The 21846-nt window shown below is 41.5% G+C and carries 20 protein-coding genes and 1 rRNA gene; 5 read left to right on the top strand and 16 right to left on the bottom strand.

What is annotated here, in order from left to right; translation table 11 throughout:
- Together HUS61_RS17400 and HUS61_RS17395 are read right to left on the bottom strand one after the other, a co-directional pair.
- Positions 1–67, bottom strand: a 16S ribosomal RNA gene (locus HUS61_RS17400); the annotation flags it as partial.
- Positions 68–667: 600 nt separating this feature from the next.
- Entirely contained in the window at positions 668–1525 is an 858-nt protein-coding gene (locus HUS61_RS17395) for a tetratricopeptide repeat protein (RefSeq protein WP_175083280.1), read from the bottom strand.
- A gap of 83 nt (positions 1526–1608) precedes the next feature.
- Between HUS61_RS17395 and HUS61_RS17390 the strand changes: the two genes are divergently transcribed.
- Positions 1609–2922, top strand: coding sequence for a M20 family metallopeptidase (locus HUS61_RS17390; protein ID WP_175083279.1), 1314 nt, complete (start codon positions 1609–1611; stop codon positions 2920–2922).
- 5 nt (positions 2923–2927) lie between these two features.
- Here the strand turns inward: HUS61_RS17390 and HUS61_RS17385 are convergent, their stop codons facing one another.
- The 4 genes from HUS61_RS17385 to pomA form a co-directional block, all read right to left on the bottom strand.
- Entirely contained in the window at positions 2928–4838 is a 1911-nt protein-coding gene (locus HUS61_RS17385; protein WP_175083278.1) for a DNA topoisomerase III, read from the bottom strand.
- Positions 4839–4904: 66 nt separating this feature from the next.
- Positions 4905–5381, bottom strand: a complete 477-nt coding sequence (locus HUS61_RS17380; RefSeq protein WP_054562655.1) for a hypothetical protein — start codon at positions 5379–5381, stop codon at positions 4905–4907.
- Between the two features lie 129 nt (positions 5382–5510).
- On the bottom strand, positions 5511–6434 hold the full coding sequence (locus HUS61_RS17375) for a flagellar motor protein MotB (protein WP_054562656.1): 924 nt from the start codon (positions 6432–6434) through the stop codon (positions 5511–5513).
- Positions 6435–6437: 3 nt separating this feature from the next.
- Positions 6438–7205, bottom strand: a complete 768-nt coding sequence (gene pomA / locus HUS61_RS17370; RefSeq protein WP_175083277.1) for a flagellar motor protein PomA — start codon at positions 7203–7205, stop codon at positions 6438–6440.
- Between the two features lie 272 nt (positions 7206–7477).
- Between pomA and xseB the strand changes: the two genes are divergently transcribed.
- The 3 genes from xseB to dxs all read left to right on the top strand — a co-directional run bounded on the left by xseB (position 7478) and on the right by dxs (position 10564).
- Positions 7478–7720, top strand: coding sequence for an exodeoxyribonuclease VII small subunit (gene xseB / locus HUS61_RS17365; protein WP_054552565.1), 243 nt, complete (start codon positions 7478–7480; stop codon positions 7718–7720).
- 4 nt (positions 7721–7724) lie between these two features.
- Complete coding sequence (gene ispA / locus HUS61_RS17360; protein ID WP_054562657.1) at positions 7725–8612, top strand: (2E,6E)-farnesyl diphosphate synthase; 888 nt, start codon at positions 7725–7727, stop codon at positions 8610–8612.
- An 89-nt stretch (positions 8613–8701) separates the two neighbouring features.
- Positions 8702–10564 carry a 1-deoxy-D-xylulose-5-phosphate synthase gene (dxs, locus tag HUS61_RS17355; RefSeq protein WP_175083276.1) on the top strand — a complete coding sequence of 621 codons (1863 nt, stop codon included), beginning with the start codon at positions 8702–8704 and terminating at the stop codon, positions 10562–10564.
- A gap of 28 nt (positions 10565–10592) precedes the next feature.
- On the opposite strand, the gene HUS61_RS17350 is transcribed toward dxs, so the two are convergent.
- Positions 10593–11540, bottom strand: a complete 948-nt coding sequence (locus tag HUS61_RS17350) for a LysR family transcriptional regulator (RefSeq protein WP_175083275.1) — start codon at positions 11538–11540, stop codon at positions 10593–10595.
- Between the two features lie 107 nt (positions 11541–11647).
- Here HUS61_RS17350 and HUS61_RS17345 point away from each other — a divergent pair, with 107 nt between their 5' ends.
- Positions 11648–12700, top strand: a complete 1053-nt coding sequence (locus HUS61_RS17345; protein ID WP_175083274.1) for an MBL fold metallo-hydrolase — start codon at positions 11648–11650, stop codon at positions 12698–12700.
- A 65-nt stretch (positions 12701–12765) separates the two neighbouring features.
- Here the strand turns inward: HUS61_RS17345 and HUS61_RS17340 are convergent, their stop codons facing one another.
- From HUS61_RS17340 to nrdR, 9 genes are all read right to left on the bottom strand, one after another.
- On the bottom strand, positions 12766–15852 hold the full coding sequence (locus HUS61_RS17340) for a ligand-binding sensor domain-containing diguanylate cyclase (protein WP_063529835.1): 3087 nt from the start codon (positions 15850–15852) through the stop codon (positions 12766–12768).
- Between the two features lie 33 nt (positions 15853–15885).
- Positions 15886–16371 carry a phosphatidylglycerophosphatase A gene (locus HUS61_RS17335; RefSeq protein WP_054562659.1) on the bottom strand — a complete coding sequence of 162 codons (486 nt, stop codon included), beginning with the start codon at positions 16369–16371 and terminating at the stop codon, positions 15886–15888.
- The gene (gene thiL, locus HUS61_RS17330; protein ID WP_054562660.1) at positions 16368–17342 is read right to left on the bottom strand and encodes a thiamine-phosphate kinase; all 975 of its coding nucleotides are present in this window, start codon (positions 17340–17342) and stop codon (positions 16368–16370) included. Before thiL ends, HUS61_RS17335 begins: the two co-directional genes overlap by 4 nt.
- Before the next feature lie 44 nt (positions 17343–17386).
- Positions 17387–17797 carry a transcription antitermination factor NusB gene (gene nusB, locus HUS61_RS17325; RefSeq protein WP_054552571.1) on the bottom strand — a complete coding sequence of 137 codons (411 nt, stop codon included), beginning with the start codon at positions 17795–17797 and terminating at the stop codon, positions 17387–17389.
- Positions 17798–17812: 15 nt separating this feature from the next.
- Entirely contained in the window at positions 17813–18277 is a 465-nt protein-coding gene (gene ribE, locus HUS61_RS17320) for a 6,7-dimethyl-8-ribityllumazine synthase (RefSeq protein WP_054562661.1), read from the bottom strand.
- 105 nt (positions 18278–18382) lie between these two features.
- The gene (ribBA, locus tag HUS61_RS17315) at positions 18383–19498 is read right to left on the bottom strand and encodes a bifunctional 3,4-dihydroxy-2-butanone-4-phosphate synthase/GTP cyclohydrolase II (RefSeq protein ID WP_062566079.1); all 1116 of its coding nucleotides are present in this window, start codon (positions 19496–19498) and stop codon (positions 18383–18385) included.
- Between the two features lie 42 nt (positions 19499–19540).
- The gene (locus HUS61_RS17310) at positions 19541–20194 is read right to left on the bottom strand and encodes a riboflavin synthase (protein ID WP_054562663.1); all 654 of its coding nucleotides are present in this window, start codon (positions 20192–20194) and stop codon (positions 19541–19543) included.
- Between the two features lie 4 nt (positions 20195–20198).
- Positions 20199–21338 (bottom strand): bifunctional diaminohydroxyphosphoribosylaminopyrimidine deaminase/5-amino-6-(5-phosphoribosylamino)uracil reductase RibD, encoded by a 1140-nt coding sequence (gene ribD / locus HUS61_RS17305; RefSeq protein ID WP_175083273.1) that lies wholly within the window; start codon positions 21336–21338, stop codon positions 20199–20201.
- Between the two features lie 2 nt (positions 21339–21340).
- Entirely contained in the window at positions 21341–21790 is a 450-nt protein-coding gene (nrdR, locus tag HUS61_RS17300) for a transcriptional regulator NrdR (RefSeq protein WP_054552576.1), read from the bottom strand.
- Positions 21791–21846 lie beyond the last annotated feature (56 nt).

Genomic DNA, 21846 nt, shown 5'->3' with positions numbered 1-21846 from the left:
GCTCGACTTGCATGTGTTAGGCCTGCCGCCAGCGTTCAATCTGAGCCATGATCAAACTCTTCAATTAAAAGTTTTTTGTTTGAAGTAAACTTCAAACCATGCTCAATGAATTCTGATTTTGATATCTTTCGATATCGAATTGACTATGAAGTCACTCAGTTACATTTGAGACTCTAAATTTGTTTGCTCCACTTAGTAAACTAAGCTTCGCTGTTAGAACTCAACCTGTACGAGTGCCCACACAGATGATTGCTTTATATTGTTAAAGAACGTTGCGACGTTGTCGCTAGGGATGCGTATAATACGTCCTTAATTTTTCGAGTCAACACTTAATTTTAAACTTTCTTTTTAGACCGTTTTAAACCGAAGTTTTACTTAACTCTCTGTCACTTTGTTCAGCGCTTTTCATTGCTGCCCGCCGTGTCAGTGGATGCGCATTATAGGGATGCGAAGAATTAACGCAAGCACTTTTTGTAGAAAACTACTAAAAACTTACCTTTCGCGCAAAAAACAAGCTAAAGGCAGTAAAAAACACAGTTTACTGTACAAAATACAGTCAACTTTTCTCGAGAGGATCTTAAGTATTATCGATAATAGGTAATACGCAAGTTTTTAAATAAAAAAAGCGCCACTATTTTTAATGGCGCTTTTATCAATCAACTTTTAATTAGTACAAGATACTATATAACTTACGACGATACTTAGATGCCAAGGCATCGCCATCAGGTAAAGAAGCGATAACTTCTAGATAGGTTGGTTTTGCATCTGCGTAGTTAAGATCTTTTTTAAGTACATTAAATAACATCTCTAGTGCTTCTTCTTTACGACCCGCGCTATTTAAAGCATTACTTAGTTCTACTTTTATCTCTAAATCATTTGGGTATTTTTCAACTTTATCTTGCAGTGCTTTTATTTCTGGTGAATCTGTTGCAGCTAATGCTTGTTCACACTTTGCTTGAATATTTGTGAAATACGCATCACGTTCATTTTCTGCAACCGAATCTAATAATGCTTGTGCATCTTCTAATTTATGAATTTGAATACAGATATCAGCTAAAACTAACTTTACACGAGTATGGTTTGGATCAAGCTCATAAGCCTGCTTTGCATAGTTAAAAGCATTATTTAAATCTTGATTAATTAACGCTTGCTTAGCTTGCTCTAGTAATAACTCGTGTTGAGCTGGTAAATGTTTAGCTAGCGCATCGCGAATTTGCTGTTCTGTTTGAGAACCCGGTAACATATCTACAGGCGCTGAATCTTTTAACATCACAAGCGTAGGTAATGCTTGTAAACCAATTTGCTGCGCAAGTTGCCCTGCAAGGGCTTGCTCAACATCACAATCTAATGTTGCTACTAATAAATGCTCACCATACTCATTTGCTATTTTCTCTAAAATTGCAGCTTGCTGATGACATTCAGGGTTTTGCGCAGAGTAAAAAGTAAGTAGCACTAGCTTTTCAGCGGACGTTTCACCCAATGCTTGCTGCAAATTTTGCTGGGTAAGTTTTATCATATTATTCATTTGATCGATTGCACTATATAAGTATTTAGGTTTTTATATAGTGGCAAACATAACAATTACAAGCCCCACGGGTCGAGGTCATTATGAAATTATCTGCTATTTCTGCAGCTTTATTACTTCTTAGTCCATTAGCACAAGCAACAACGCTCGATTTAAACCTTCAAAAAACTATGCCTGAGATTGAAAAGCTTTATTTAGATTTACATCAATCTCCCGAGCTGTCTTACCACGAAAAAGAAACTGGCCAAAAGCTAGCAAAGCAATTAAAACAGCTGGGCTTTACTATTACTGATAATGTAGGTGGTTACGGCGTTGTTGGTATTTATAAAAACGGTGATGGCCCTACAGTAATGATCCGCACAGATACTGATGGATTACCAATTGTTGAGCAAACAGGGAAACCTTACGCCTCTAAAGTGACTGTAACAAATGATGCTGGTGCAACTGTTGGCGTAATGCATGGTTGTGGTCATGATATTCATATGAGTTCATTTATTGGCACAGCACAACAGTTAATGACACATAAAGATCAGTGGCAAGGTACGCTAATGATGGTCGCACAACCTGCAGAGGAAGTTGGCGGTGGTGCAAAAGCAATGCTTAAAGAAGGGCTTTTTACTAAGTACCCTACTCCAGACCATGTTATTGGTTTACATGTAAGTGCGAGTGTTCCTGCTGGTAAAGTTAGCATGAAAACTGAATATACGATGGCAAGTGTTGACTCTGTTGATATTACTGTAAAGGGTAAAGGCGGTCACGGTGCCTATCCACATACAACAATCGACCCTGTTGTGATTGCTTCACGTATTGTGCTGGCACTGCAAACTATTACTAGTCGCGAATTGTCACCACTTGAACCGTCAGTGATTACCGTTGGCTCAATTCATGGTGGCTCTAAACACAATGTCATTTCTGATGAAGTAAAACTACAACTTACATTGCGTAGTTATAACCCTGAAGTTCGCTTACAACAAATCGCAGCGATTAAACGAATTTCTAAAGGTATTGCATTAAGTGCAGGACTTGATGAAAGCTTAGCACCTGAAGTATATGTGCATGAAGATGAGTCAATTCCTTCGACTTATAACAATCCAGCTCAAACCAACCTAGTGCGTTCAGCAATTGCTAATGCTATTGGTGAAGACAATGTACTTGAAACTGAAGCTGTAATGGCTGGTGAAGACTTTGGTTTATACGGTCGTACAGAACAGCACGTGCCAATTACTTTGTTTTGGTTAGGCGGTGTTGAACCTAATCAATATGATGCAGCAATGCAATCTGGCGCAACATTACCTTCATTACACTCTAGTAAGTTTGCACCTGATTACAAGAAGGCGCTTCCTACTGGGATTACAGCGATGAGTAATGCTGCGGTTGCCCTATTCAACAAAAAATAAATAGTTTAGGCTGACTTAGCTCTGGGCTTAGCCTTTCTTTTAAAACGTCGCTTTTGCGGCGTTTTTGGTAACTGAGCAAAGACTTGGCTGTCGCACTGCTTAGCTTGCTCAACTAAAGCATGTAACTCTGCCAACAATGGCGTTAAAAATTGCTGATAACTCATGTGTTGCTCAGCTATATTCCCTAACGATGCTTCCCACTTGGCTGTTAAGTCAGGGCTAGCAAGCTGCTCTGGTAGTGTACTTATAAGAGCTTTGCCTGTTGCGGTAGCTAGAATGTTTTTACCCTGACGCTCTAAAAAGCGGCGTTTAAATAAAAGCTCAAGAATACCAGCCCGTGTGGCCTCAGTGCCTAAGCCATCAGTTTCTTTGAGGATCTTTTTAATTTCTGGGTCTTTCACATAGCGGCTGATGCCTGTCATAGCACTCAATAAGGTAGCATCAGTAAAATGCGCTGGCGGTGTCGTCATTTTGTCTACCACTTCACCTTGAGTGCAATGCAGCGGCTGACCTTTTTCAAGTGCAGGTAAGGTTTGCTCATCTTTTAACTCTGTTTTGCCCATTAATGTTTTAAAGCCTAAGCTAACATCTTGCTTAGCAGCAGCTTTAAAAAGCCCACCCGCAATTTCGACCGTTACTTTGGTTTCATTAAAAACATAGTCTGGATAAAACTGAATTAAATAATGACGACAGATCAAGCGATAGATTTTTTGTTCATCACTATTTAATGATGCTGAGCAAAGTTGTTTTTCGGTAGGAACAATAGCGTGGTGAGCTGCCACTTTGCTGTCATTAAAACATTTACTCCGCTTACTGGTATCAGCTTGCTTACAAGCTTCACTTGCTTGACCTTCATTATTGGCGATGGCAGCAATAATACTCGCTGCATCTTTATGATGCTCTTTTGGTAAAAAGCGGTTATCTGAACGAGGGTACGTAATTAACTTATGACGCTCATACAAGCTTTGACAGGTATCTAGCACCTTTTGTGCTGGCATTGAAAATGCCTTTGCCGCATCAATTTGCAAAGCCGACAAGTTATAAGGTAACGGCGCTTGTTGCTTTTTTTGCTTTTGTTCAAGCTCAACTATTTTAGCCGGTTGATTAGTTATGCGTGACACTACATTTTCAGCAAGCCCTCTATGCAATACTCGCCCTTCTTCATCTTGATAAGGTTCACATGCTTTACTTGGCTGCCACTTTGCAGAAAATACTTGCTGCTGCTGAGTTTCAAGATGAGCTAATACTTCATAAAAAGGTTTCGCTACAAAGTTAGCTATTTCATTATCACGATTTACAACTAGACCTAAAATAGGAGTTTGAACACGCCCAACAGATAACACATTACCAAACCCAGCTTTTTGCCCAGCAAGCGTATAAGCGCGAGTTAAATTCATGCCAAATAGCCAATCGGCACGTGAGCGAGCTAAAGCAGATACACTCAATGGAATAAAATCGCGATTCGACTTTAAATTATTCAGCGCTTTTTTAACTGCACTTAAGTTTAAGTCGCTGATCAAGAGTCGTTGAATTTGCTGTTTTTTGGCTTGGCTAAGTTTAACCTGTTCGATCACTTCATCAACCAATAGCTGGCCTTCGCGATCAGGATCGCCGGCATGAACAATTATATTTGCCTGCTTGATTAGCTTTTTTAATACAGTAAGTTGTTTACGCGTTTTTGATTTAGGTTTTAATTGCCATTGTTCAGGCACGATAGGTAAATGCTCAAACCGCCACTTTTTAAAACTTGCATCGTAGTCATCGGGTTCTGCTTGTTCAAGCAAATGACCAATACACCAAGAGACACAATCACCATTACCTAGCTCTATATAGCCATCATGCTTTTTTTGTGGTTTTGGCAGAGCATCTGCAATGGCTCGCGCCAAGGATGGTTTTTCGGCAATGTAAAGTTTCATAACGCAACACTAAATACTGTTTTTATAAACAGTAGTCTAGCACAGGATTTTTAACGAAGAAACGCCTTATGCTTGCTGGCTTCGTCGAGTAAAAAGGTAGATAAGTGGTAGGTAACAGACGACCACAGTACCAATATTGATTAGCGGTAGCAGGGTCTTGTACATGTAGGTGCTGTAAGACAAATCCCAAAGGTGGCGGTCAACTAAACGGAACAACTGTAAAATGGGCGCCATTATCACAACCAACTGCCCTAAAACACTTTGCCATAAGTAGACTTTATCTTTAATACCTAAGTAAGCAATGATTGCCATCCAAGCAATATCATTAAAAGCCCAGACTACATAGCGCCAGATATAGATATCATCAAACTCTCTTAAAGCAGAATAAATAAGAGTTCCATAAAGGAAAAAAGCAGCAGTAATGATAGAGAAATAAAAAGCGGGCCAATCTTTACGAAGGTAAAAAATAATAATAGCCGGGCTCAAAATGAACACCCAGCTATTGCTTAATATAACTCTAATTTCTACAAACCAATCAGGCAAAATGCAGTGCCTTAATCAGTTTTATCGTCATCACCGCCATCACCATTGCCTGGCATATAGCTATATTTATCAACTTTTTTCATTTTTATACTCCATTACATGTGTTAATGAAGTTTCACTTTAATTGATTTATTGCCTTACATCAATAGGGTCAGACTCGTGTGCTTTACCTTGCATAATAGAGATTTCAACACGGCGATTACGCTTGCGATCTTCATCGGTCACATTCGGTACAAGGGGCCTTGTTTCTGCGTGACCTACCACCATCATCCGAGATTTATCAAAACCTGGCGCTTTTTCCATTTCACTGGCAACTGCCACCGCACGTTTTGATGATAAATCCCAATTATTAGTATAAAGCTCATTCGATACTTGGAAGTCATCAGTGTGACCTGACACGGTTATTTCACCCGGCACATCTTTTAACAGCGTAGCAATATCACGAATAATAGGTTTAAATTTTGGCTGTAAAAAAGCACTACCTGATGGAAATGAGCCATTCTCACGAATACGAATAATAATTTGCTGGCCTAATGACTCAAGCTCAATTGCACCATCCATAATTTGCTGTTCTAATTGCTGGGCAATTTTCTTCACAAGTTCATTTGTTTGTTCTTGATCAGCTGCTGAAATTGACTGCTCCAACGCTTGTTGCTGAGCCGTACTTTGCGATTCACCACCACGTTTATTACCGCGCTGTTCTTGACGACCACCGGCAGAGCTTTCGTCGCCAGCCTGAAACTCAAGCATTTGTTGCGTCATTTCTACGGTTTGTTGTTGAATTGTCTCAATAGGAGTGGGTTCAGGTTTACCCGGAGTGAACTCCATGGCAATGACCGAGGTTCCTTTTGGAATATCTTTTACTTCAATTTTATTTTGTACACCGAAAGCAAACTTCATAGAGCCGGCAATTTGCTTAAACTTCAGTACGTCCATTTCTGAGAAGGCAAGCAAGAGTACAAAGAAACACATTAATAATGACATTAAATCTGCGAAGGTTCCCATCCAGGCGGGTAAACCTGGAGGTGGACATTTGCACTCTTGATCTGACATACCCTACTCCTCGGTATCAACTTTACGTTTTGATTCAGCTAAGTAGTTTTTCAAGATACCTTCAATTACTTTCGGGTTTTGACCATCTTGAATACCTAGTACCGCGTCGAGAATTAAACGTTGATTAAGCGCTTCCTCGTCTTTACGTAGCTCTAGTTTTACCTGAATTGGAATAGCAACAACGTTTGCTAAGAACGCACCATAGAGAGTAGTTAAAAGTGCAACCGCCATTGCAGGGCCGATTGCTTTTGGATCATCCATGTTTGATAACATAGCAACCAAACCGATTAGCGTACCGATCATACCCATCGCAGGGGCAATATCGGCAAGTGATTTAAATAACCCAGCCCCTATTTCATGACGGTTAGCAGTAAGAGAAATATCTTTTTGTAGGGTGGCACGAACAACATCAGCATCATGACCATCCACTAACATATCGACCCCTTTACGCATAAAACCGTTGGGGATTTCGGCTTCTTCTAATGCTAAGAAACCACCTTTACGTGCTGAGTCAGCTAATTCTACTGCTTTTTCAATTAACTCTTCTGGAGATTCGATTTTGAACATAAAGGCTTTTGCAGCGACTTTACCTATGCCCAAAAATTGCCCCATAGTGAAATTCGATAATACGATAAAAATCGAACCACCAAATACAATGACCACCGAAGGCGTGTTGTAAAACATTGCAACTTGGCCGTCACTACTTAACACCATCGACATAGCAATTAAGCCTATGGCACCAAGAATACCTATTATGGTTGCTAAATCCACATACCCCTCCAGAGGAACAATTACACGACACCCTCAGGTATCAAATTTTTATTATTAACTGCTTATCGGCAAGCAGTTGAAATACTTAAATCATTAAATGAATTAATTTTATTTTAATGTAAGATTTTTAAGCTACAAGTTTAAGCTGTATCTAAAACCGTAAAAATAGCATATTGAAAATGGATTATGCGTAAAAAAACACATCATTCTTTGACCTAGTTTAGCATTCCCCCTAAAATTGGCCTCACTTTCTAACAGCTATCGAGGCCACAATGGCAACAAAGAAACCAGAAAACTTAAGCTTTGAAGAAGCGCTGGATGAATTATCTCAAATTGTTGCACAAATGGAGCAAGGTGAATTGTCACTAGAACAATCGCTAAAACAATTTGAACGCGGCATTGCACTGGCGAATGCTTCGTCTGGTAAGTTACAGCAAGCCGAACAAAAGGTTGCCATTTTAATGGGTAACGATAGCCAAGCTCCTCTTAGCAATTTTGATTCAAACTTGGACTAATTAAGTGCAATTAAAAGAACAACTACAACGCGCTCGTGAAGACGTTGAAGCACATTTAAATCGCTATTTCGAACTACCACTTAATACCGAAAAAACCATCAAAGAAGCAACCCATTACGGTGTTTTAAATGGTGGTAAGCGCTTACGTCCATACCTTGTATACGCAACGGGTCGAATGATGGGCGCAGACAAGGCCGATCTTGATATTCTTGCTGCCGCTATTGAGTGTATTCATAGCTACTCTTTAGTCCATGATGACTTACCTGCCATGGATGATGATGACTTAAGACGTGGCCGCCCTACCTGTCATATTGTTTATGGCGAAGCGCAAGCCATACTCGCGGGCGATGCATTACAAACGCTGGCATTTGATTTAATTGCCAACCATCAATTTGCCGTTCCTGCGAGCCAGCAAGTTAAAATGATTGCCTCATTAAGCAAAGCCTCAGGTATTGAAGGTATGGTAGGTGGGCAAGCACTGGATATTGAAGCGACCGATAAAGAAATTACCGTTGCGCAGTTAGAGCGCATTCATCAGCTAAAAACGGGCGCCTTGCTTAATTGTGCTATTACACTCGGTGCATTGAGTGCAAAAAGCTGTGATGAACATACTCTCGCGCAATTAAACCTATTTGGCCAAGCAATAGGGCTAGCTTTTCAGGTACAAGACGATATCCTTGATGTAGAAGCTGATACTGAAACATTAGGTAAGCCACAAGGCTCAGATATTGCGGCTAATAAAGCAACTTACCCTGCTTTATTAGGTATGGCTGGTGCAAAGCAAAAAGCACAAGATTTACTAGCTCAAGCTCATCAAGCTCTTGAGGCAATTGATTACGACACCAGCGAACTGGCGAGCCTTGCTAGCTATATCGTTGAACGTAATTATTAATGCCTAAAAAAGAAAGACAAAATAACTAAAAAATCAGAGCGGCAATGGGCTATAATGCACTCTGGTTAGCGAAGGATGTATAAAAAATCATGACACTTGATAGTAGCAAGTATCCATTATTAAGTTTGGTTGACGAACCAGCACAGCTGCGTGATTTAGCGCAAGACAAGTTACCTGCGTTTAGTAAAGAGTTACGCGAATACCTACTTAATTCAGTTTCGCAAAGTAGTGGTCATCTAGCATCAGGTTTAGGCACTGTTGAACTAACCGTTGCGCTGCATTATGTTTATAACACTCCTGAAGATCGTTTAGTATGGGATGTGGGTCATCAAGCATACCCGCACAAAATCTTAACGGGTCGTCGTGACCAAATGCATACTATTCGTCAAAAAGACGGTTTGCACCCTTTCCCATTCCGTGAAGAAAGCCCTTACGATACATTTAGTGTTGGCCATTCGAGCACCTCTATTTCAGCAGCCTTGGGTATGGCCATTGCTGCTGAAAAAGAAGGTAAAGATCGTAAAACAGTTGCTGTTATTGGCGATGGTGCGATCACTGCTGGTATGGCATTTGAAGCGATGAACCACATGGGTGATGTTAACCCTAACGTGTTAATTATCTTAAACGATAATGAAATGTCGATTTCAGAAAACGTAGGTGCACTAAACAATCACTTTGCCCGTATTTTATCTGGTAGCTTCTACACCAATATTCGTGAAGGCAGTAAAAAGCTTCTTTCTGGTTTACCGCCAGTGAAAGAACTTGCCAGCCGAATGGAAGAACATTTAAAAGGTATGGTCATTCCGGGCACTTTCTTTGAAGAGTTAGGCCTTAATTACATCGGCCCAATTGATGGTCATGATGTTAATATGATGGTAGATACCTTACGTAATATGCGTAACCTTAAAGGCCCGCAATTACTACATATTAAAACGCAAAAAGGTAAAGGTTATAAGCCTGCCGAAGCGGATCCAATTGGTTACCACGGCGTACCAAAATTTGATCCGAGCATGTCAAAATTACCAAAATCTAAACCTGGCGCTGCCACATTCTCAAATGTGTTTGGTGACTGGTTATGCGATATGGCAGCTCAAGACGACAAGCTAATGGCAATTACCCCTGCCATGCGTGAAGGCTCAGGCATGGTACGTTTTTCTAAAGAGTACCCAGCGCAATACTTTGATGTAGCAATTGCCGAGCAACATGCTGTAACGCTTGCAGCTGGCCTTGCTTGTGAAGGCTTGAAGCCTGTTGTTGCTATTTATTCAAGCTTTTTACAACGTGCGTACGACCAACTTATCCACGATGTAGCATTACAAAACTTACCCGTTTTATTTGCTATTGACCGTGCCGGTATTGTTGGTGCTGATGGTGAAACTCACCAAGGTGCCTATGACTTAAGCTTTATGCGCTGTATTCCTAATATGATTATCATGGCGCCTAGCGACACTAACGAGTGCCGCCAAATGCTTTACACTGGCTACCAATGCAATCAACCAGTTGCTGTTCGTTACCCACGTGGTAGTGCCGGCACGTGTGAGGTTGAATCAACAATGAGCGCGATTGAAATCGGTAAAGCGCGTAGTATCAAACAAGGTAATAAAGTGGCCATCTTGTCGTTTGGTACGCTGTTAGAGAACGCCAAAGTAGCCGCTGATGAGCTTAACGCAACAGTCATTGATATGCGCTTTATCAAGCCTCTTGATACTGACGCTATCAGTAAATTACTCAGCAGCCATGATGTCATTGTTACCCTAGAAGACAATGCCATTGCTGGCGGTGCCGGTTCTGCTGTGAATGAATACTTAGCTGCAATCAAAGCCGATGTGACTATCTTAAACTTAGGTATTCCAGATGAGTTTATTAAGCATGGTACGCAAGATGAAATGCACGCCGAAATGGGCCTAGATGCAAATGGTATTTTAACTAGCATCAAAGAGTTCATGGCTTAAGCCAAACAGCATTCACTATAAAGGAGCCTTAAGGCTCCTTTTTGTTCTCTACCCCACTGGGAATAACTCCTAACTCGTGATCCCAAGGTGCTGCTGCATCTTTAAACTGCAATTTAAGAAATTCAACAAGTAACCTTAAAGACAAGGGTTGGTGATGACGGCTCAGGTAAATTGCATAAATACCGAGGGGTTCTGGCTGGAATTGGGGTAATATCCTAACGAGCTTGCCTGATTTAAGATGCTTTCCTACATAAAATGTAGGCAACATTCCTACTCCAGCCCCACTCAAAACAGCCCGTGTTATTACATTAGTTTCGTTACTTTCAAAGTACCTTTTTACTGGCACTTCTATAATATCTTCACCTTTAATGAAGCGATAGTTTTTGCGCGAACCAGAAAAATGAGCAACACATCTATGTTCACTTAATTCCTCTAAAGAAGTAGGCGCTCCATATTTTTCAAGGTATTCAGGCGCAGCACACATGACCGAATTACATAACGTTAAAGGAACAGCAATCATAGTTGGATCGAGTGTATTAGTAACTCTTACAGCTAAATCAATCCTATCCTCTACTAGATTAGATAATGTATGGCCAACAGATAAACTAATTTCTATTTCCGGATGTAGCTTTTGAAACTCAACTAAGGCAGAAACAAGGTATGCGTCCGCAAATGAGCCAGAAGTCGCAACCCTAAGAACACCTTTGGCTTTTTTCGTTTGTTCAATGACTAAGTTCTTTGCTTCAGCAACAGCCATAAGCATCTTACGACACGCTGGTAAAGTTGCAGTTCCAGCTTCCGTCAAACTTATCACGCGGGTAGTTCGATGCATTAATCGTGTACCGAACCATTGCTCTAATTCAGATAAGTAGCGACTTACCATTGCTGTTGACATATTTAGTTTAGCTGCAGCCTTTGTAAAGCTACCCTGCTCAGTTATTTCAATAAACACTTTTGCAGCTGTTATTCGATCCATTATCTCAAGTTGCGCAACAGTTAATTAACTAATATGCAGTTTATCAACAGATTAACGCTCTATACAATCGCACAAAATTAGGACAATAAAAACAAACGGAGACTATTATGTCTATAAAAAATAGCTTTACTAAATCAGTATTTCTATTCAGTTTATTATCTACAAGTTTAGCAGCAGTGAGTTCTGTTGCTGAAGCTCCTTCAACCGTTGGTGCTCACTATGTACCACAATCTAGTAGTAAAGTTCTTGCTCCAGGTGAAAAGGTCACAAATTTATTTAACTTAAATATGACAACACCTTATATCCTTCAGCGCATCACAGAGAATACTTATTGGTATCAATCAGGGTTCTACGGCACGATTTTTTATATCGGTGATAAAGGTGTGCTTTTGTTCGATCCATTAGAGCAAAGAGCAGAGCCAATTTTAAAATCTATTCGATCAATTACCGATAAACCTATAACAGCAATTGTCTATTCTCATGACCATGCTGATCATATTTCAGGAGCAGATGATTTATTAAAGTTACTTAAAAATTCTCAAAAAGAACAACCTAAAATTATTGCATCAAAAGCAACAAATAAGAAAATGGAATTACTGGAAAGTAACATAAAGAAACCAACAAAAGTACTTAACTGGCCAAACGATACTTTTAAGTTCGAAGACTTAGAAGTTCAACTTCATGGCTTCGAACATGCCGCACATACTGATGATCACTCAGCTTGGCTTTTAGTGAATGAACGTGTACTCCATGCCCCTGATTTACTGAATGCAGATCAACCTCCTTTTTGGAATTTTGCAGGCTCAGAGCGCTTCACATATCTAGAGCAAAACTTAAAAACAGCAGACGCATTAAAATGGGATTTTTTCAATGGTGGACATGGCAATATAGGCTCACATGATGACTTTGCTTTTCATCTAAAATTTATTGCTGATTTGAAAAAAGAGGTAGCTAAAGCTATAGGTGAAGTACCTTTTGGGTACGGGGTTGATGTCGCAAAGATAAATGCACACACCATTATGTTACCAACTTGGTACGGTGAAATAGCAAAACGAGCAACGGATGCACTTCGTCCAAAATATGGCAGCTACTATGGCTTTGAGACTGCAGTTCCTGCCAACGCAGAAATGGTTGCAGAATACTTATACAGCTACCGATAAATACAGTTAAAAGCCATAAAAATATAGCTAAGGATGCGCCCTATCAGAAACACGGTATGGCGCTCCTATCGCATCCAAATTTTAATATCGGCTAAACCATTAGCTTGTAGTGCACTGAGCTGCTGATCAACATTGTGGCTTTGTTCGAACTCAAAGGCATCTAATTGCTCGTCAAAGGTAATGTTTGCTACACCATCACCACCGCGCTTTTTAACTTGATGCAATGCAATATCTGCAAGGTTAACTGAGGTTTCCCAACCAATAACTTGGCCACCTAATAAAGGTAAAGGATAGAAAGACCAGCCAACCGACGCAGTAATAGTGGTCGATTCTCCATTCGGTAATCTAAATGGGTTTGCTGCAATTGCTTCACATAAATCGGCCACATAATTGTCTATTGCTGTGCGTTTGAAATCACGTAGTAAGAGTAAAAACTCATCGCCACTCCAGCGTGCAACATAGTCAGAACCTTGAGTACGGCTATTCAGTAAAGTCGCCATTTGTTGTAAGCAGCTATCGCCAGCAAGCGGGCCATATGCATCATTAATGCGACTAAAGTTATCAAAGTTAATTATCAATAGCACGAGTGACTTACCCTGCGCTTGCAATGACTGCGAGTTACGCTGGAAGTGTTCGATATCTTTAGGGAGCTGATCAAACAAGAAGCGTCGGCTACGTAGGCCTGTAAGCTCATCTGAGTGACTTACTAGCTTAAGCTGTGAATTCACTTGGTTAAGCTTATCGTTAGCTTCTCGAAGCTCTACGGTACGTTCTGTTACTAAGCTTTCAAGGGCTAATTGCTTACGTTTCTCTTGCGCTCTAAATACCCAAAATACAAGATAGAACAGTAAAATAAAGCTACTGGTGATCAAGAGTCTAAAATAAATAGTCTCATCAAAACGGCGCGGCACTACAAAGCTGTACTCAGTACGACGTGCTTTTTGCCAATCTTCACCACGGCGTTTTGCTTCAAGTTGGAATAAAAACGAACCCGGCGGTAAGTTGGTATAGATTGCCTCACGACGAGTATTGGCATAACGCCAGTCACTGTCTAAGCCACTTAAACGGTAACGGAACTCGATACTTGAAGGGGCATAATAATCAATCGCAGTGTATTTTAACGTTACATCGCGTTCATCAATTTGTAGCTCTGGTTTATTACCTAAAGTTGCGGTACTTAAATGACGAAGCGGCGTGATCAAGCTTTCAATACGAGGCTTAAGAGCTTGAACACCAAAAAGCTCTACGCTCTTTGGTATTTCTACCACACCTTGTAGGCTTGGGTACCAAATAGAGTTACCGGTATCTGCTACAGCGTCATGACCCAGACCAGCACAACACTGACTGGCTTTACCATCAAGTTGACGGTCAAACGATGAGATCACTTGTTCTACTTTTAAGCTCTCGATATCAGTACCAAACTGCTCGACTGGCATGCGGTATACACCTTTCATGGTACTGACCCAGATACGTTTTAATTGCTTATCGTAAACAAGACTAAAAATAGAGCCATACGGCAGACCATCTGTCGCATCTAACTGACGCCACTGACCTTTGGTACTGCGATAAAATAAACCATCGTTAAGTGAGCCTATTAATATCCCCACCCCTTCAATATTCAAAATACTGGTAACGTAGGCACTTTCTAAGCTGGTTTGGTCGCCAATTTTTTCAATCCCGCGGTCGGTAAAGTAATAAGCCCCTTTACTGGTGCCAATTAAGCCAAAGTTTTGCTCATCAAGAACATAGGTAATAAATTTACTGCTTAAGAATGCATTGTATGCAAAGGGTGTTAAACCACCGTAGCTTAAGCGGTACATACCACGGCCAGTACCGAGCCAAAAACCGCCTTTGCTAGAACGGCTAATTGCGAATACTGGGTTATCGCGCAGTGCTCGCCCCGGCACCGTATACAAGTTTTGGTTTTCGTAATAAAACACACCGCGGCCTGTTGCAATGTACAAACGATCACCATCAAATTGTAAGTCGTGCACTGCTGCTCGACCAAACTGATTACTCGGAATTTGATTTACAAAATTCTTGTTGTAATCGAAGTAGCCAACACCGCTGCGGTTAGCCACCCATAATTTGCCATCAGGTGCTTGGCTAATCGCCATCACAGCTTCGGTCATATTTGAGATAGCTGAGTGACGTTCAATACGTCCTTCGTGAGCAAGCCATAAGCCTTCACTGAAGCTTGCCAGCCAAATGTTATTTTGATTGTCACGGAAAATATCGGCAAACCAAATGCTTTGATCGAGCTGACTTGGCTCAACCCATTGCCAATCCCCTGAGTTATCACGAAATAACAGCCGGCCATAGGTCGAGATCCAAAGCGCACCATCTGAGTCGCTCATAAACTTATAAACGGCAGAATTACTGGCATTTGGCAGCGGGAATGGGCGCAGTTCGTCATCTAAATCAAGAAAGTAAGCACCTAGCTCTGAAGCAAGGTATAAATTCCCTTCAAGCCAAGCCATGTCATGAATAATGGTTTGTGCTAAACGCTCAGGTAATGAAACTTTGGCAGTCAGCTCTAATCGTAACTTTGCAAAGTCAGAAGAGGTGTTGGTTAAACGCAATAAATGACGCTCATTGACCAGCCAAATGCCTTCTGGCGACAACGCCATTTGGCTCACTGAACCCACAATTTGCGTAATTGCAGTGGCATTAGATACCGGCACGATTAGTGCGGAGTTTTGATTGAGTGTGACTTGATTTCGAGCAACGTAATAAAGGCCATTCGCTGCAATCCAAATACTGCCTTTGGAGTCTTCAAGAATATCGCGAACCGGACCTTTAACGTTAAAGGTTTGCGACATCATGGTTTTAGGATCAAGTGTTACCAAGCCATTTTTGGTACCAACCCAAAGTAACCCAGTACTATCAACTAAGAGCTTATTAATACCATTACTTGGTAGGAAATCGCTGTTTTGCGTATTGAAGTTAGTGAAGGTGTTACCATCAAAGCGGCTTAAGCCAAACTGAGTGCCCAGCCACATATAACCTTGCTCATCTTGAGCAATGCTTTTTAAAGATTGCGATGGCAAGCCATTTTGGATGTTCCACTGTTTGACGACATAGTCAGTAATAGATGCAAACGCAGGCGTGCTGCAAAGCATCAACAAACAGACAACTAGAAATCGCATCATATACTTGCCACCAAGTAACACTTAACTCATCGTTTAAAAAGGCAAATAGCCTGCTTTAAACAAGGCTTGAACACAAATTAATGAAAATATACCTGCTAAAATATCATCAGCCATGATGCCCAAGCCACCGTGTAAACGTCTATCTAGGATTCTGATAGGACCTGGTTTAGCGATATCAAAAAAGCGGAACAATAAAAAACCAACCAACAGTGACTGCCAACTCAGTGCAGCACCAATCATGGTGATATAATAACCAGCAACTTCATCCCAAACAATGGCTGGATGATCATGTACCCCTAAGTCATCTGCTGTTTTACCACATGCCCAAATACCAAATACACTGATCACGATGGCAAACACAATCTGTAACCACAGTGGAAAGTACATAGTAGTAAAAATAAATGGCAAGGCAGCAAAGGTACCAAAGGTGCCAGGTGCTTTAGGGGCAAGGCCTAAGCCAAAACCCAAACCAAAAAATTGGTGTGGGCGTTTTAAATTGAATAATCGGTTACTGCTCAAACCGGCTCCTTCGTAAAGTGCTGAAAGCCCTTACCTTGATAATTAAATTGCTCACCATCAAGTAATAGCTCAATCTCACCTTCGCCACTTTTAATTTGACCTACACAACTTGCTTCAACACCATATTGGCGCAGTTTCATATCAACCATGCTTTTATTGCTTTCTGGCACAGTAAAGAGCAACTCGTAGTCGTCACCATAATTTAAAATGTAGTCAAATTGCTCTGCACGTGGAATCGACGAATTTAATGCATCAGAAACAGGCACTTTATCAACATTGATCACCGCACTAACTTGCGATAGCGCTAAAATATGGCCTAAGTCAGCTAATAATCCATCGGAAATATCAATTGCTGCAGAGGCAGCGCCTCGCAAAACCTGACCGGCTGCAACACGTGGAGTCGGATAATCAAAACGATTATTTAAATAGCTTAAATGTTCAGGGGCAATATCAAGGCCTTGTTTACGGGCTTCAATGGCTACACCAGCATCACCTAATGGACCAGTTACATAAATCCAATCGCCAACTTTAGCACCGCTACGGCGCAGTGCTTTGCCTTCAGGCACGATGCCTTTAGCACAAATCGTAATAGTTAAAGGGCCTTGAGTGGTATCACCACCAATGATTTGCACATTGAAGTACTCTGCAATTTCATGCATGCCTTCAGTGAACTCTTCAAGCCACTCTATATTTGCTTCAGGCAACGTCAGGCCTACCGAAATCCACGTAGGTTCAGCGCCCATTGCCGCAAGATCACTTAAGTTAACAGCTAAAGCTCGATGCCCAAGGGCACGCGCAGAGATGTCATCAAAAAAGTGTACGCCCGCAACTAAGGTGTCTGTTGTTACCGCCAATTGACAGTTTTCAGGCACAGTTACTAAGGCACAATCGTCACCAATACCTAGGTTCACATCACGGCGAATAATGCCACGACCCTTAAAGTAACGATTGATTAGTTCAAATTCCTTCATACACAAAAAAGCCGGCCCAAGCCGGCTCTCCTTTACGGGGCTACTTACTTACGCAGTTCTTTCACTGCTTTATCAAGTACACCGTTGACAAACTTATGGCTGTCTTCAGCACCAAACATTTTAGCAAGCTCAATGCCTTCATTGATTGCCACTTTGTAAGGTACGTCTTCACGGAATTTCAGCTCATAGCCAGACAGACGTAAAATTGCTTTTTCGACCATGTCTAACTCATCAGCTGGGCGTGCTAAATGTGGAGCAACGATTTCATCTAATTGCTTACAGTTAACAACAACACCGCGTGCTAGGTCTTTGAAATATTCGACGTCGATCTTAGTCACATCATTTTCAATTAACATTTGCTGTTCAATATCAGCAATTGGGTTACCGCTTAACTGCCAAGAGTATACGGCTTGAAGTGCTAAGATACGTGCTTTACGTCTTGCTGCTGGTTTCACAGAGATTCCTTAAACTTAAATTTTGTCTAACACATTAACCATTTCAAGCGCACCTAAAGCAGCTTCGCCGCCTTTGTTACCCATTTTGGTACCTGCGCGCTCAATTGCTTGCTCAATGCTTTCAGTGGTTAATACGCCAAATGCAACCGGGATATCATACTCAAGAGATACTTGCGCAAGACCTTTGTTTGATTCGCCAGCGACTAAATCAAAGTGTGGTGTACCACCTCTGATCACTACGCCTAAAGCGATGATTGCATCGTGTTCTTTCTTTGCCGCAACGCGTTTCGCTGCTAAAGGTAATTCAACGGCACCTGGTACGTAAACAACTGTAATGTCGTCTTCAGATACGCCACCTGTGCGCTTAAGCTCATCAACAGCACCTGCTAATAGGCTGCTACCAATAAAGTCATTAAAGCGAGAAATGACAATGGCAAATTTTTTGCCCGGTGCGTATTTGTTACCTTCAATAATTTTCATTTAATAACCCTAAAAAATAAGTTTAAGCGGTTGCGATTGCGCAAAAATTACGGCGCATAATACCACAAAAATATAAAAGTAGCCTAGTAAATCTGTTTTCCCTAACTAAGACTGTGGCTCAACATAGTCAACCACTTCTAAGTGGAAACCAGATAACGCATGGTACTTCTTAGGACGGCTCATTAAGCGCATCTTTTCAATACCTAAATCAGCCAAAATTTGCGAGCCCACACCCACAGTACGCGATGTACCTTGGAATTTACGATGACTCACATTTTCGCCAGCATCTTCAGCGGCAAAGGCTTTAACGGTTGCTTCTAGGTCTTCTGTTGACTCTTGTTTACCCAAGATAACCAGCACACCGTTGTGCTCAGCGATATAAGCCATAGCATCTGATAAGCCCCAGCTACGATCAGCACTTCTATCTGATAATAGAATATCGTTAAAGGTACTTTGTAAGTGAACACGTACTAACGTTGGTTCATCTTTCGATACTTCACCTTTTTGTAAAACATAGTGAAGCTGACCATCAATGGTGTCTTTGTAGGTCACTAAATCAAACTCACCGTGATCTGTTGGCAGTTTACATTTAGCAACGCGCTCAATGGTGGTTTCGTTTAGGTTTCGGTATTCGATTAAATCTGCAATGGTGCCAATCTTTAAGTCATGCTCTTTAGCAAATACTTCAAGATCAGGGCGACGCGCCATGGTGCCATCTGGGTTTAAGATTTCAACAATCACAGATGACGCCTCAAGACCCGCTAAACGCGCTAAATCACAACCCGCTTCAGTATGACCTGCACGTGTTAACACGCCACCAGGCTGCGCCATAATTGGGAAAATATGCCCTGGCTGTACGATATCGCTCGGCACGGCACCTTTAGCGATTGCAGCTTGAACGGTACGGGCACGGTCGGCCGCTGAAATACCTGTAGTTACACCTTTCGCCGCTTCAATTGACATTGTGAAGTTAGTTGAAAAAGCAGCACCGTTATTTTTCACCATAAGTGGTAATTCTAACTGCTGACAACGCTCTTGTGTCATTGTTAAACAAATTAAACCACGGCCATGTGTTGCCATAAAGTTGATAGCATCAGCACTAATGTGCTCTGCTGCGATGATTAAATCGCCTTCATTTTCTCGGTCTTCATCGTCCATTAAAATAACCATTTTACCGGCTTTAATGTCATCGATAATTTCTTGCGCGCTGTGTAAATTCATAATGTGCCCATGAGAGTATGATTAATAGTGACGTATCTGTGCTTATTTAATAAAGCCAGCTTGTGCTAGCAAGCTCATTGATATGTCTGAACGGGAAGGTTGTTCAGCCCCTTTAATTAGGCGCTCTAAATAGCGAGCAATCTGGTCAACTTCTAAGTTCACCTGAGTCCCCACCTGAAATTCTGCAATCGTTGTTTGCTCTGCAGTATGCGGAACAATCGTCAGCTTAAAGCGATTTTGCTCAACCTCGTTAACGGTTAAGCTAATGCCATCAATACACACCGAACCTTTGTACGGAATGTACTTCATTAAATCATTGTCTGTGCTTAACCAGTACTCAGTTGCACGAGCATTAGGACTAATACTTTCGACAGTCGCAATACCATCAACATGCCCTGACACTAAGTGCCCACCTAAGCGAGAAACCGGTTGCATGGCTTTTTCAAGGTTAACTGTTTGACCTTTTTTATAATGTGCAAACCCAGTTAAGCTAATTGTTTCGTTTGATAAGTCAGCACTAAAACCATCGCTATGTTTAGCGACAACCGTTAAACACACACCATTGGTGGCAATACTGTCACCGAGCTTGACGTCTTTCATATCCAAATTAGGGCTTTGAATACGAATAGCTAGATCACCTTGCTTTTGTGTTAGTTCAACAATTTTACCTGTTGCTTCAATAATTCCAGTAAACATAGTGCTACTCTTTATTTTCAATGTCTGTGGCTTGCTTTGCTTTTATCGCTGTTAAGCGAATATCATCGCCAATCATCACTGTATCAGTAAAGGTCAGTTCAGTGATATCACTCATCATGGTGACTTCTGCAAAGTTTAGTAAGCTTTTGCCCATATCACCTATTAACTTAGGGGCAATATAAACAATGTATTCGTCAATTAAATCTTGCTCTGCGAACACCCCAGCAAGGGTTGCCCCCGCTTCGAGCCAAATATGATTAAATTGTAGTTCAGCAAGACGCTTTAAAACCGCCGATAAATCAACTTTATTGTTATTTGCTGGCACCACTTCGTGTTTAACAAAGTGAGGCCACTTGGTGTGATTATCAAGCGAAGTGGTAAAAATTATCACCGGGCTCTCGATGCTGAATAACGCAAGCTCAGGCGTTAACCTGTTTTGTGAGTCAATAATGATTCGGGTTGGTTGGCGCAAAGGCAACGAGGTTGGCATTGTAAATGGCAACTCATCAACACGAACATTTAGTTTGGCATTATCAGTAATAACGGTGTCTGCACCGGTTAAGATAGCACAGCTTTGTGCACGAAATGCTTGCACATCTTGGCGCGCTTTAGGGCCTGTTATCCATTTACTTTGGCCGTTATTTAGCGCGGTTTTACCATCTAAACTACATGCCATTTTACAAGTCACATATGGCAATCCAGATTCCATACGCTTTAAAAAACCTTTATTTAAATCGCGCGCTTGTTGTTCAAGTAAACCTGATGCAACGCTAATACCGGCGTCAGCTAAAATTTGTAGGCCGCGACCACTCACCGCAGGGTTTGGGTCAACCATAGCGGCAATGACCTTGCTAACACCCGCGGCTTTTAAACCTTCGGCACAAGGCGGGGTGCGTCCATAATGACTACAAGGCTCTAAAGTGACATAGGCAGTAGCGCCTTTCGCGTTGTCGCCAGCTACAGCCAAGGCATTCACTTCAGCATGGCCCTGCCCTGCGATTTGATGAAACCCTTCACCGACTATTTCGCCATCTTTAACCAAAACACAGCCAACATTCGGGTTTGGCGTTGTAGTAAAACGACCTTGTTTAGCCAGCTCAATGGCACGCGCCATGTAAGCCGTATCAAGCTCTGTAAACGACATGATTAATCACCTAAACGAGCGATTTCTTCACCAAACTCGCGAATATCTTCAAATGAACGATAAACCGATGCAAAACGCACATAGGCCACTTTGTCGAGTTTCTTCAGTGACTCCATGATGCACTCGCCAATTAAATGGCTAGAGATTTCACGCTCACCTGTAGCACGAAGTTGAGATTTAATGATGTTAACGACTTCGTCGACCTGCTCAGTGCTCACTGGGCGTTTCTCTAAAGCGCGATGCAAGCCATTCAGTAACTTGTCTTCATTGAATGGTTCGCGGCTACCGTCTTGCTTGATGACTCTTGGCATCACAAGTTCAGCGCCTTCAAAGGTGGTAAAGCGCTCATGGCATTCGTTACATTCACGTCGACGTCTCACTTGGTGACCACCGCCAACTAGTCGAGAATCAATTACTTTAGTATCTTTTGCGGTGCAAAAAGGGCAATGCATAGGGTTCAACTTCCGTTTATAAAAAACAAAAAAAGGCCGCTTAGTAAGCGGCCTTT

The organism is Pseudoalteromonas sp. 0802 (assembly GCF_013350085.1).
Taxonomy (GTDB): Bacteria; Pseudomonadota; Gammaproteobacteria; order Enterobacterales; family Alteromonadaceae; genus Pseudoalteromonas.
Note: the sequence above shows the minus strand (reverse complement) of the source record. Positions and strands in the feature narration are given on the sequence as shown.

Bases quoted from the DNA above. Each gene is read 5' to 3' on its own strand.
- HUS61_RS17395 (WP_175083280.1), bottom strand. From the start codon at position 1,525: ATGAATAATATGATAAAACTTACCCAGCAAAATTTGCAGCAAGCATTG.
- HUS61_RS17390 (WP_175083279.1), top strand. From the start codon at position 1,609: ATGAAATTATCTGCTATTTCTGCAGCTTTATTACTTCTTAGTCCATTA.
- HUS61_RS17385 (WP_175083278.1), bottom strand. From the start codon at position 4,838: ATGAAACTTTACATTGCCGAAAAACCATCCTTGGCGCGAGCCATTGCA.
- HUS61_RS17375 (WP_054562656.1), bottom strand. From the start codon at position 6,434: ATGTCAGATCAAGAGTGCAAATGTCCACCTCCAGGTTTACCCGCCTGG.
- xseB (WP_054552565.1), top strand. From the start codon at position 7,478: ATGGCAACAAAGAAACCAGAAAACTTAAGCTTTGAAGAAGCGCTGGAT.
- dxs (WP_175083276.1), top strand. From the start codon at position 8,702: ATGACACTTGATAGTAGCAAGTATCCATTATTAAGTTTGGTTGACGAA.
- HUS61_RS17350 (WP_175083275.1), bottom strand. From the start codon at position 11,540: ATGGATCGAATAACAGCTGCAAAAGTGTTTATTGAAATAACTGAGCAG.
- HUS61_RS17345 (WP_175083274.1), top strand. From the start codon at position 11,648: ATGTCTATAAAAAATAGCTTTACTAAATCAGTATTTCTATTCAGTTTA.
- HUS61_RS17340 (WP_063529835.1), bottom strand. From the start codon at position 15,852: ATGATGCGATTTCTAGTTGTCTGTTTGTTGATGCTTTGCAGCACGCCT.
- thiL (WP_054562660.1), bottom strand. From the start codon at position 17,342: ATGAAGGAATTTGAACTAATCAATCGTTACTTTAAGGGTCGTGGCATT.
- ribE (WP_054562661.1), bottom strand. From the start codon at position 18,277: ATGAAAATTATTGAAGGTAACAAATACGCACCGGGCAAAAAATTTGCC.
- ribBA (WP_062566079.1), bottom strand. From the start codon at position 19,498: ATGAATTTACACAGCGCGCAAGAAATTATCGATGACATTAAAGCCGGT.
- HUS61_RS17310 (WP_054562663.1), bottom strand. From the start codon at position 20,194: ATGTTTACTGGAATTATTGAAGCAACAGGTAAAATTGTTGAACTAACA.
- ribD (WP_175083273.1), bottom strand. From the start codon at position 21,338: ATGTCGTTTACAGAGCTTGATACGGCTTACATGGCGCGTGCCATTGAG.
- nrdR (WP_054552576.1), bottom strand. From the start codon at position 21,790: ATGCATTGCCCTTTTTGCACCGCAAAAGATACTAAAGTAATTGATTCT.